The following is an 11,256-nucleotide window of genomic DNA, read 5'->3' as shown; positions in this document are numbered from 1 at the left end:
ACTAGCTGCCCTTTCTTCCTGCAATTTCGCTTAGTCGAGTGTGACTAAAGACACTCAATAAAAAAAGAGCCTTAATTCGCCAACCAACGAATTAGAGCTCTCTTTTTGTTAGTTTGATTATCCACTTAGAATTTGGTTTAGGCTGTTTGCTCTGATTGCTTTGCTTCGGCAGCCCAGTCGTCAAGGCCTTTCAGGGTTGCTGCTTGCGTTTGCCAGCAAATTTCCGGCAATTCACCGCCCCAGGCTTTTTCGGCCGCTTTATAGCCTTCTTCAATGGCGCCCTTAAGTAATTCAATCTTGGAAGGGTCGCCACCTGAAAGGGCTTTTGCAAATTCTATGGCCCGTTCTGAAGTCTTCTTAACGCCCCAAAAACCATCTTCGGAAACCTCTTGCTGCGCAGTTAGGCGAGTATCCTCATCAACTTCCAGGTTTTGATAAAACTCTTTCAGTTTTCCATCATACTTTTCCATAATTTGATCATAAGTTAGCCCCTGTGCTTCACCTTTTTTCACACTCTGCGTAGAAAAAAGGTTTTCTACTGTTGCACGCAGAGTTGCTAATTTTGCATCCACTTGCCTGGTAATCTCACTCAGTGTAGCCGTATCCCTAGTATAGGTAGCTTTAGTATTATTGGCAGCTGTTTGGTCTGACTTTTCGTACACTGCGGCTTCACCTGCTACTACTGTTTGTTCTGTATTAGCGGCAACACCATGCACATCTTTGGCCACACCGGCAACATTTGCTTCTTTAGTTTTCCCACCTTGTGCTGCTGTTATAACAGGAGTAATAGCCATAAAACTCCCTCCCTTTATCCGAATATCCTTATACTATATATCGTCATTTTTGCCGAAAATGTAATACAAGACTATTCAAAAATAAAGTAACAACTGTTAACCCATCACCGGAATAGGCAAAATGTATTTTAGTACAGCAACAAAGTGGGCAATGCTGCCTGCAAGAACAAATAAATGCCAAATCGCATGATTGTAGGGAATCTTATGGGCTAAATAAAATATCGCACCCACAGTATAAAAAAGGCCCCCGCCTATTAACCAGTATATACCTTCCATCGGCACTGTAGCCAATAATGGTTTTATCATTACAACCGCAAGCCAGCCCATAAAAAGATAGCATAAAGTTGCAAAGATCTTGAACCGTTTGACAAAAAAAACTTGAAAAATGATTCCCGCTATGGCTAATCCCCAGATTACACTGAACATGGTCCACCCCAGTGTGCCGTGCAGGGGAATCAATGTGAACGGTGTATAGTTGCCGGCAATAAGCACATAAATAGCCGCGTGATCCAGGAATTTAAAAATGCACTTAAGCTTTTCATTAGTAAAACTATGATACAGTGTTGATGCAACATATAACAGTACCAAAGAAGTACCATAAATACTAAAACTTACCACATGCCAAACGCCGCCATCGATATACGCTGCCGCCATAAGAGCACCAAGTCCTATAAGTGCCAGCAAACTTCCCACACCATGGGTAACGGCATTCAATATTTCTTCTAAATTAACACCCGGAGTAGCTGCAGTTTTTATCACACAATCATCCCCTTTATATTGGCGTAATGGCAAAAGTTGCACAATAGTAGTTATATCTATGATACCGCTAATTCTAGTAAAAAGCCAGTCATACAGTTTCACTAAAGATCACTCATTTCTTAAAAATGTACTACAAATCCATTTGACCGCTTTCTACCATTTTATGGATAATGCAAGGCGTTGCTACCCTTAAGCAAGCATTTTTATTCTTATATTATTCAGTATAGTATTATGTACCAAAAGGACTGATTATATGGCAATTCATATTGTGTCATTTTTTCCCACTTCTTCCTCCGCTTTTTTCAATGCAAATAGCGTGCCAATCAGGCACGCTATTAAAATATACTTATTAGTTAAAAACCATCTTCTAAAACAAACCTATTTATAGCATTAGCAGCCTGAGGGTGAGATTCCACGGGCTACTTACTCCCTCCCCTGTCTCCTTGTTTATACACTTCCCTCTATTTATGAAACCATCTTTTGCCCTTTATATGCTAAGGCTAGCTCTCGTTTCTTTAGTCATTTAGAATGTCTTTCGGTCTTACTTTTAAATGTACATACTTTTTCCTCATAAATAATTGTTTAATTTAACTTTCATATTGACAATACAAGCTCAATCTGTCCGAAAGAAGTACCTATGTTTACACGAAAGCTCTGTCCGTCAAAACTATCGCCCAATCGTACCGATTGAGCCTTCAAATCAACCACCAGACCCCTATCAGATAAGGAACTGCAGAAAACGCCATTATGCACATTCAAAAATTCCCCTGCACTGTCTAATGCCAGTTCATTTACTGTGGTGAATGATTCCCCATAAAAACGGCCAGCCAACTCCAACAGTACTGTTTGCTCCACTCGTAACCCTGTCTCAAATGCTATATCACCCAAAATCTGTTGCGAAACAAAGTATGTAGCAGATTTTTCAGCAGCCTGGGTTAAAATATACGGCGTATCATTTAGAAATCTGACAATATTCCGCAATGTCAAGCCTAAATAGAGGTATAAAGCATCGGCTCTGTCACCAACTGCAGAAAAATCTACCAGATCTCTAATAACTCTACTTTCCTCGTCGATATCTTCTGTAAGGCTGTATTCCTCGCGAAAATCCCCTAAGGCTTTTTCAACACCAGCAAATGTCATGTAGCCCTTATCTGCTATGGATTGCATTAGCGAAAGATGCTCTTCTTCTTGCGAAGCCAAAAGCGCTTCCACTTGTTCATTGGTAAGATAGCCTTGGCTGACAGCCAAAGCCCCAAATTTTTGATCCTTCATCCGCTGTAAATTATGAATCTCTCCGACTTGCGCTGCATTCATCAACCCCGCATTCATAGCGAGAATACCTAGTTTTACTTTAATAGGCTGTTCTTGCTTAAGTACCTCACACAACTGTACATGGGTAAGCAGTCCTTTGTGCAACAAATACTGCCAAAAATATTGATTAGACATTCGTTCCCATCCCTTCTCTAGTAACGATTAGTTTGCTGTCGCCAGACCTTTTTGCGTTAAAACTAACTTAATCACAGACAGCACTTTCTCTTCCTGGAGGGGCTTTATGATGTAGTTTTTGGCCCCATTTTGCAAAGCCTCAAAAACTACATGCTTTTGCCCTAACGCACTTATAACAATAACATTGGCGCTGGGATGATTAGTCATAATACGCTTAATGGTTTCCATCCCACCGATTCCCGGCATAGTAAGATCCATTGTTACAATGTCAGGCTTACATTGGGAGTAATTACCAATAGCCTGTTCGCCATTCATGGCTTCGCCTACTACCTCATGTCCTGCTTTTTCAAGTATCCTCCTTAATGTTGTCCTCATCATTAAGGCATCATCGACAATCATAATTCGTGCCATTTTACTCTTCCCTTCCTCTTTTTACTATTTATTTGCCCTCTAATATATCAAACTCAAAGTAATTTTTCCTAGTTCCGTATCCAGTACCCAGGTCAGCGTTTCGGCCTGGGAATACTTGGCTGAAGCATTTTCAGCCAAAATGCTGAGCAGCGTTTCGACTGTGACCATACCAAGCCACTTGGACTGAGCTTTTACAGCCTGTTGAAAAATTTCCTGTGCATACTGTGATAAAACACTTTCCATCCTTCTATCAAGAGGCTCATCCATATCAACTAGGGCTAACTCTTTATCCAGCAAATGTTGGACCACCTGTTGATCAGCACTAAATACTATTTTCCCGGACGGAAAGCCCTTCACACCGAGGAAGGTAGAAACCTTACGCAAGTTTAATTTACCGCCGCCACCTTCTACATAGGTAATCTGTTTTACTGGTAAACCAGCCTTATTCTGCAGACAACTTTCGGCCGCATTAAGCAGTGGTTTTGCTAACTGCCGAATGGTGCAAGGTTCGCTTTCCTCTATTTCGGTAAAAGGTAAGAAAAAGTGAAATTGTGTACCCTTCCCCCAGGTGCTAGACACATACACTGAACCGTGAAGTTTTGTTAATTCGGCTCGTACAGCCGAAAGTCCAACCCCGCGTCCTGCCAACTCATCAACCTCTTTGGCCCCAGAGAAACCATCAGCAAAAATAAATTGTATCCAGTCTGTCTCTTGCATAGCTTCCGCCACCGCCAAAGTACAAATCCCCTTTTGTACCGCAATATCGCGGATACGCATCGGATTCATCCCCTGTCCATCATCAGAAATGACCAGCGTTAAACCAGTCTCGGCTTCTTTGACAGAACAAGTAATAGTGCCGATTTCGTCCTTGCCAGCTTCCAGTCTCTCCTCGAAAGTTTCCAACCCATGGACGATAGAATTTCGGAAAACATGACCTAGGGATTTTATAAAATCATAATACTGCAATGGATCAACCAGCGTCTCGCCCCCCTCAATTTCAAAGAGATGAACGGCTTTTTCATTCCTCTCGGCCAAGCCGCATACATATTGTGGATAGGACGCCAGTAAGTCCTTGATTGGTTTATAACGCAACCGCCGCAGGTCAGAAAGCAATAAGCTACTTTCTCCGGTTGACAGCATACTCTGGATTTTTTCTTCAATTTCCAACAAGCGCGCATTATCAATGACCAACACGTTTTCCCGTTGAAAGAAGTTCTCACCCAGCTTTTCCTTCAATACTTCCAAATCATCATTGAGCCAAGCAAGCATATTGTCGGGCGTAAAGCCACTCAGCCTTTCGGCCAACTGCGGCCCATCCAAATCGGCTATTTCATGGGCGCGAATGGTATCCAGCCTGCCTTCCATATGGTGCAATTTATCCATTACATTTCTCATATGCAGTTGTCCAAATGTACCCTTGAAGGTATGCACCGTGCGAAATAGCGCGGCTAATATTTCGCCTGTTGATTTTTTCTCCTGCAATAAACCGGGCATGCCCTCCTGACAAAAACTAGTATACTGATTTACTGTGGCAAAAAAATCAGAGGAATGGGTGACTACATGCACAATCATGGCTAAAATATCTCGTTCCGTATGCACACGCTCTTCCATGGCCTTCTGCAGCGTCCAGTCGGTAAGAATGAGCATAATCTTGTCTTGGCTTAGTTCACCGGCATTTTGAATCATTTTATACGCTATCCTTATATAGCTGTCACCTACTATGATTTCTTCAGGCAGCAGGGTAGAATATGTTTGTTGCAACAGTTCATTTTTTTCTTTCAATATTTTCCCAAATAGAGCTTCTAAAAAAACCTGCTGATCACGGTCTTCCGGATATAGTAAAGTCGAAATCAATTCACCAGCAATATTCCGCCCAAATATCGCTCTACATTCTGCACTATATTCCTTACTCACTTTGAGATCTTCGCCAAAAGAAAGAAAGCCTTGGCCTGCATAATCCAATAAGTTACGCAGCGCTGCCGTCCGTTCTGCTACTTTTTGCTCCAGTTCTTGATTCCATACTTCCAATTGGGCATGGGAGCGCTGCACTTCTTCATACATTTTCTGCAGTGAATCTAGCGTGCTATTAATGGCGGCAGTCAAAGATCCCATCTCGTCACGAGAATATATCTTCCCCCGCACATCTAATTCCCCTTTGCCAGCACACACCATTACATGATCTAATTGATAGACCCCTTTACGCACAGACATATCAAAACCTAAAAACAGATAGCAAACAATGAGTAGAATACCACCCGTAAATAGCATCACAGTATGTCTATACTGCAAATATTTATCAATGCGCAAAACAAGCAGCTCATCAATGACCTGCAAGGCTGCTTTATGAAAAGCCCCTGCATTCTGGATGGACTGATTGCCTGTAGCCAGCAACAGTTGTTGGGGAATAGGCAGCCCCTGCTGCCCTATCGTTTTCTGCTCTAAATTCCAGGCAAAAATTGGCACACTATCGGTAAGCGCGATAGATAATGAACCTAGTTTCCCATTGATAGCCTCATTGTGGCGAAAGACTAGCTTGGCATTATGATCGACTTGCTGCAAAGTGGAACGCATCAGCCCCACAACTTGCAGTAAATGATTTCTTCTTTCAGGTGAAAGATCCGGATCGGCTAACTCAATAGCTAATCCCTGAGCCGCCCCTACTGTATCCTCCAAGCTGGGCAATCTACGCAGCACGGAATCCACAAGATATGAAGAATCGAAATCAGAATCCATCGCTAAATTCGACGCATATCCTGTATGCTGCATCAAATCAGTTACTTCGTTGAGCCACCGACTATTCAAGTCAAAGGCTACCCGCGCATGTCCACTTTCAATCAGTAGTGCATCCTGCTTACGAGTAAGCCAGTTTTGTTGCAGCATTTGCAATTTCCATGTATTATCCATTTGATCGGCGGTGTCGCTATCGATTATAGCTACCGCTGCTAAGGCTGCGTCAACTTTAGCCTGTTGCACCAGCACTTCTCCCTCAAGCGAGCCATCACTATTCAGATAGGCATAATGGATATTACGATACGCCAGCCCCTCATCAAATACATGCATCAGCGCTTGGACATATTTCACACCCACTCGTTCTCTCAGGGCAAAATCTATATTCTTGTTGAGTTCTGATACCAACATGTAGATTAAGGCAGTTGCCTGCAGTACGATTAGTACTCCAATCACACCAAATTTGTAGGCGTATTTCAAGCGATTCATCAATTGAACTGCGGGTTCAAATAGATATTTCATCAACACAACACCTGCACACAATCCCCACTATCGCCGTAGGTTTAATTTATAGTACTTACTTTATTTTAGAGAATAATAACAGGTTAGTTGTAAAGTTAATGTAATTTTTTTGTTAATTATAGGAAAATACACCATAACTCGAAATGGTCTGGTGTATGATTATAGTATGATAAATTGGCTTTTCCTCGTTTGTACCCTATAGTTGTCTCAAATCTGAAAGCTATAAATAGAATCAGAAAGGATATGTTGCATTTTGATTTTTAAAAAAGTGAAAGCACTTGAATCAGGAATGGTTCTCGCAGAAACAGTTAGATGTCCAGAATCCAATACCATGTTGTTAAAAGAAGGGACAATCCTTTCTGATGCGATGATTGCTACGCTTGAAGCAAGAAGTATTTTTGATGTATGGATCGCGGAACCTTATACCCTTATGATTAATCCCCAAGAAACAATTGCTGAAGAACTCAAGAAGATATTGCTGAAAAGAATTTCTACTTATGCACCAGGAACGCCTGATGCTAACACCTCAGATAAAATGGTTGAGGTGGCCAAAAAGGCAAAAGAAATTGCTCTGCACATTGTGGAACAACCGGAAATAGTAAAAATTAGTACGGAAATGAGAATAATAAATAGTAAGCTGCTTTATCATCATGCAATTAGTACGTGTGCTCTTTCTTTGTTAGTTGCTGGTATTATGGGTTTTGGCAATGCGAATATGGAAGTCATTGGGACAGCTGCGTTACTCCACGATTGCGGATGTTTTGAAATGCCTCACCTACTAGGAATAAACCAACGAAATCAACAACAAGAAGCTCTCTGGAAAGAACATCCCGCTTATGGCTACTATTTTGCCAAAGAAAGAAATTTTCGTGAAGAAATTTGCGAAATAATTCATCATCATCATGAGAACTGGAACGGCACAGGATATCCCAATCAATTAAAAGGGGAGAATATTCCGGTCGGAGCTAGTATTGTTAGTGTCTGTGGAAGTTATGATGGACTCATTCGCCAAGAAAACTACCAAAACTATCAGGCAATAGAGTTTATCTATGGAACTGGCAACGTTTTCTTTGATTCCAATATCGTAAATGCCCTGTGTGATAATCTTGCCGTCTATCCCTTGGGATCATTGGTTCGCCTTTCTACGGATGAAGTAGGTGTAGTATCTAATGTTCGCAAAAACAAAGGTCCGCGCCCTGTTGTGCGAGTATTCTTTAATAAGTTTAATAGACCGTATCTCCAAACTAAGGAAGTTGACCTCGGAAAAGAGTTAACCATTTTTATAAAAGAGATTCTCTGATCCCTTCTCCCAAATATACTTATTAGTTAAAATCCAGCTTCTAAAACAAACCGATTTATAGCGTTAGCTACGCCATCATTATCATTAGAATCTGTGATATAATCGGCTTTTTGTTTTACACTCTCTAACGCATTTTCCATCGCAATGCCCAAGCCGGCATATTCGATCATAGATACATCATTTTCACTATCACCGATGGTGATTATCTCTTCCCGCTTCAGATTATAATGCGCCGCCAGCATGGCTACTGCCTTGCCCTTTGATACCCCTTTGCGGGTAATTTCAATATTGTGTTTGGACGAATTAACGATTTCCAACTGCTCAATATTCTGTAACTCCTGTCGTAATTCATCAACCGAAGCAATATCCCGATAGATAATCTCACATTTTACCATATTACTTTGTTCTTTATGCATTACCTCTTGCCACTTCTGCCAGGAAAAAATATATCCCATATCAATGGAATTGCTTCTTTTCCCCAGAAGTTTCGTAACAATATAGAAAAGCTTAAATAGCACATTTCCATAATAAAACTTATCAGGAGTACAAAAATAAGGCTTCACGTGATGTTTTTGAAATAATGACAGTAGTTGCAGCGACAATTCCAGGCCAAGAACATCCTTAAAAATAACCTGGTCGTTATCTTTCTCTTTTATGAAAGCTCCGTTGGATGCAATCACCGGGGACTTTACACCAATAAGATTAGAGAAATATTGGGCATCTGTATACATCCGCCCGGTACTTATCACAATATGAATACCCTGCTGATGTGCCTGCCGTAGTATCGCCTTAGTTCTGCTGGTAATTTTGTGCTTACTATTCAATAGCGTCCCATCAACATCAATACAGACTAGTTTATACGCCATGCTAACATCCTTTCTGTAAATATATAACCGGTCATCCAAACCACGCATCTCGAAGCCGCTTAACTGCCGCTTCGATTTCATTGGCAGGAATTTTCGAGAAATATAGGAGAATACGAGAGGTGTTTTCCGGTGTATTCTGCAAATAATAGTCCTGGACAGAGGCTACACGGCAGCCTTTGCCTAGCGCCCGTGCCACTAGCTGCTTTGCTTCTAGTTTGGACTTTATAGTAAGAATTATATTAAGTCCTGATTCAGTTCCCTCAATTTCTACATGGTTGCCTAAAATACCTCTGACTGCATCAACAAGCATACCTTTTTTCCCATGATACAATTTACGCAGACGGCGTATCTGGCGTTCCAAACAGCCATCTGCCATAAATTGGGCCAGAGCAAGCTGCTCAAGCGTCGACGTAGCCTGATTATATAAAGCAGCATTTTGCTGAAATCCCGCAAGCAGTTTTTCCGGCAATACCATATAGCTAATTCGAATGGACGGTGGTATTACCTTGGATAAAGACCCTAAATAGACTACCGTTTCCCCATTATCAAGCCCTTTCAGTGCTGGAATTGGGCGGCCAAAATAGCGGAACTCACTGTCATAGTCATCTTCAATAATAATGCCATTAACGCGCTCTGCCCAATTTAATAGTTGCACTCTTTTGCCCACAGGCATGATATATCCGGTTGGAAATTGATGCGATGGACTTACATAGACAAGTTTTGCCTCGCTGCGGAGTAGCTGGTTAATATCAATACCGTCCTTTTTCATTGGGATGGGCATGATTGTAAAGGCATAATTGGCAAAAATACATCTGCCATTTTTGAATCCCGGGTCTTCAAAGGCAATACTATTGGCTTCAAATTTTAATAAGCTGCACAGCGTATTTAGCAGACTCTGTATACCAGGACCAATAATGATTTGCTCTTGCCGGGCGTTGACGCCTCTTGAATCACAGATATATTTTGCAATTTCCGCACGTAATTCTGCCTCGCCCTGCACATGCCCATAACCGACAAGACGTTCCTTGTCCAACAATACTTTGTTGATGTAGCGTTTCCAAAGCGGAAAATCAAAACCGCCAATATCCATTTCACCGCTAGCAAAATCATAGAGAATTCCTGGGTTCTTCCTAGACTGCTGCTTTGAATCACAACTTTGCCTGGGCACAACACAGCGTTTAATAGTCATGACTTCAAACTTATTCACAAGATATCTAGACCTGTTGCTGTTTAGGATATATCCCTCACTCATTAATTGCTGATAGGCTTTTTCAACAGTTATTTTACTGATAGCAAGACTTGCCGCAAGTCCCCGGATTGATGGCAACTTATCGCCTTCACTTAACCGGCTCTGCTCAATAGCCTGCTTAATGTATGTATAAAGCTGCAAATACAATGGATTTCTGCTAGTAGCATCCAGTTGGATTAACTCCATCACAACCTCCTAACTGTACCTATTCATATTGTCGATTCTGTATATTTTAAAAGGTCCATTTTTATTTTATAATACAATTATATTTTTGGTAAAGAGATACCTATGGGAAATTAAGGGGGATTTATTATGACAATATTCAAAGCACTGGCAGTAGCCGGTTCGGATACTAGTGGCGGTGCCGGGCTTCAGGCAGATTTAAAAACCTTTCAGGAACTAGGCGTATATGGCATGACAGCCATTACTGTCATTGTAACGCAAAACCCGCATAACAACTGGTCTCATGACATATACCCACTGCCACTTGAGGTACTTGAAGCACAAATGGAGACCGTCCTTGGCGGAATTGGTGTGCATGCATTGAAAACTGGTATGCTGGCAACTACCGAAGTAATCTCGCTGGTCGCCCAAAAGCTTGATCAATATGCAGTCAAAAATGTTGTAATTGATCCCGTTATGGCCTGCAAAGGAACCAATGAAGTACTACATCCCGAAACAACAGTTGGTATTCGTGAAATACTGGCTCCCCGTGCTACAATCATTACTCCCAATGTTTTTGAAGCCACTCAGTTAAGTGGTATTGGTTCTATTCGGTCACTGGAAGATATGAAAGCAGCCGCAGTTGAAATCTACAAACTGGGCCCCAAAAATGTATTAATAAAAGGCGGGGCTAAACTGAACACTGCCGACGCTGTGGATGTACTGTATGATGGCAAGGAATTTACCGTCTTACAGGCGCCGAAAATCAATACGACGTACACCCATGGCGCAGGCTGCACCTACGGAGCTGCCATCACAGGCGGGCTCGCTAAGGGCCTGTCTGTGCCTGCTGCCGTTAAACAGGCGAAAGAATTCATTACCGCCGCCATCAAGGCTTCCTTTCCGTTGAATTCTTTTGTCGGCCCTACTTACCATGCTGCTCACCGCCTGAACAAGTAATGACATAAAAAAAGCCTTGACCGCTTTGCCTTTTAGTCCGGCCTGCGTTCAGGGCATTTT

At 41.8% G+C, this 11,256-nt stretch carries 9 protein-coding genes; 2 read left to right on the top strand and 7 right to left on the bottom strand.

Features of this window, described 5'->3' with window-relative positions; all coding sequences use genetic code 11:
• Window positions 1-137 precede the first annotated feature (137 nt).
• The 5 genes from AC1ECB_RS00575 to AC1ECB_RS00555 form a co-directional block, all read right to left on the bottom strand.
• Window positions 138-794, bottom strand: a complete 657-nt coding sequence (locus AC1ECB_RS00575) for a hypothetical protein (RefSeq protein WP_485666992.1) — start codon at window positions 792-794, stop codon at window positions 138-140.
• Between the two features lie 96 nt (window positions 795-890).
• Window positions 891-1,553: a PAQR family membrane homeostasis protein TrhA gene (gene trhA, locus AC1ECB_RS00570; protein ID WP_485666991.1), complete on the bottom strand. Its 663-nt coding sequence runs from the start codon at window positions 1,551-1,553 to the stop codon at window positions 891-893.
• A gap of 594 nt (window positions 1,554-2,147) precedes the next feature.
• Complete coding sequence (locus tag AC1ECB_RS00565) at window positions 2,148-2,999, bottom strand: hypothetical protein (RefSeq protein ID WP_485666990.1); 852 nt, start codon at window positions 2,997-2,999, stop codon at window positions 2,148-2,150.
• A gap of 27 nt (window positions 3,000-3,026) precedes the next feature.
• On the bottom strand, window positions 3,027-3,410 hold the full coding sequence (locus AC1ECB_RS00560; protein ID WP_485666989.1) for a response regulator: 384 nt from the start codon (window positions 3,408-3,410) through the stop codon (window positions 3,027-3,029).
• Window positions 3,411-3,449: 39 nt separating this feature from the next.
• Window positions 3,450-6,659, bottom strand: a complete 3,210-nt coding sequence (locus AC1ECB_RS00555) for an ATP-binding protein (protein WP_485666988.1) — start codon at window positions 6,657-6,659, stop codon at window positions 3,450-3,452.
• Between the two features lie 253 nt (window positions 6,660-6,912).
• Here AC1ECB_RS00555 and AC1ECB_RS00550 point away from each other — a divergent pair, with 253 nt between their 5' ends.
• The gene (locus AC1ECB_RS00550; protein ID WP_485666987.1) at window positions 6,913-7,959 is read left to right on the top strand and encodes an HD-GYP domain-containing protein; all 1,047 of its coding nucleotides are present in this window, start codon (window positions 6,913-6,915) and stop codon (window positions 7,957-7,959) included.
• A 26-nt stretch (window positions 7,960-7,985) separates the two neighbouring features.
• On the opposite strand, the gene AC1ECB_RS00545 is transcribed toward AC1ECB_RS00550, so the two are convergent.
• Both AC1ECB_RS00545 and pdxR read right to left on the bottom strand, forming a co-directional pair.
• The gene (locus AC1ECB_RS00545) at window positions 7,986-8,825 is read right to left on the bottom strand and encodes a Cof-type HAD-IIB family hydrolase (RefSeq protein WP_485666986.1); all 840 of its coding nucleotides are present in this window, start codon (window positions 8,823-8,825) and stop codon (window positions 7,986-7,988) included.
• A 31-nt stretch (window positions 8,826-8,856) separates the two neighbouring features.
• Window positions 8,857-10,260: a MocR-like pyridoxine biosynthesis transcription factor PdxR gene (pdxR, locus tag AC1ECB_RS00540; protein WP_485666985.1), complete on the bottom strand. Its 1,404-nt coding sequence runs from the start codon at window positions 10,258-10,260 to the stop codon at window positions 8,857-8,859.
• Between the two features lie 126 nt (window positions 10,261-10,386).
• On the opposite strand from pdxR, the gene pdxK reads away from it, so the two are divergent.
• Window positions 10,387-11,196 (top strand): pyridoxine/pyridoxal/pyridoxamine kinase, encoded by an 810-nt coding sequence (pdxK, locus tag AC1ECB_RS00535; protein WP_485666984.1) that lies wholly within the window; start codon window positions 10,387-10,389, stop codon window positions 11,194-11,196.
• Window positions 11,197-11,256 lie beyond the last annotated feature (60 nt).

The sequence above is a fragment of the Sporomusa sp. 246TCP1 genome, assembly GCF_057319775.1.
The sequence above is the reverse complement of the archived record's forward strand: the minus strand, read 5'-3'. Positions and strand labels throughout refer to the sequence as shown.

What these genes read in the sequence shown, in the direction of transcription:
- AC1ECB_RS00575 (WP_485666992.1), bottom strand. Translation starts at nt 794, where the DNA reads ATGGCTATTACTCCTGTTATAACAGCAGCACAAGGTGGGAAAACTAAA.
- AC1ECB_RS00565 (WP_485666990.1), bottom strand. Translation starts at nt 2,999, where the DNA reads ATGTCTAATCAATATTTTTGGCAGTATTTGTTGCACAAAGGACTGCTT.
- AC1ECB_RS00560 (WP_485666989.1), bottom strand. Translation starts at nt 3,410, where the DNA reads ATGGCACGAATTATGATTGTCGATGATGCCTTAATGATGAGGACAACA.
- AC1ECB_RS00555 (WP_485666988.1), bottom strand. Translation starts at nt 6,659, where the DNA reads ATGAAATATCTATTTGAACCCGCAGTTCAATTGATGAATCGCTTGAAA.
- AC1ECB_RS00545 (WP_485666986.1), bottom strand. Translation starts at nt 8,825, where the DNA reads ATGGCGTATAAACTAGTCTGTATTGATGTTGATGGGACGCTATTGAAT.
- pdxR (WP_485666985.1), bottom strand. Translation starts at nt 10,260, where the DNA reads ATGGAGTTAATCCAACTGGATGCTACTAGCAGAAATCCATTGTATTTG.
- pdxK (WP_485666984.1), top strand. Translation starts at nt 10,387, where the DNA reads ATGACAATATTCAAAGCACTGGCAGTAGCCGGTTCGGATACTAGTGGC.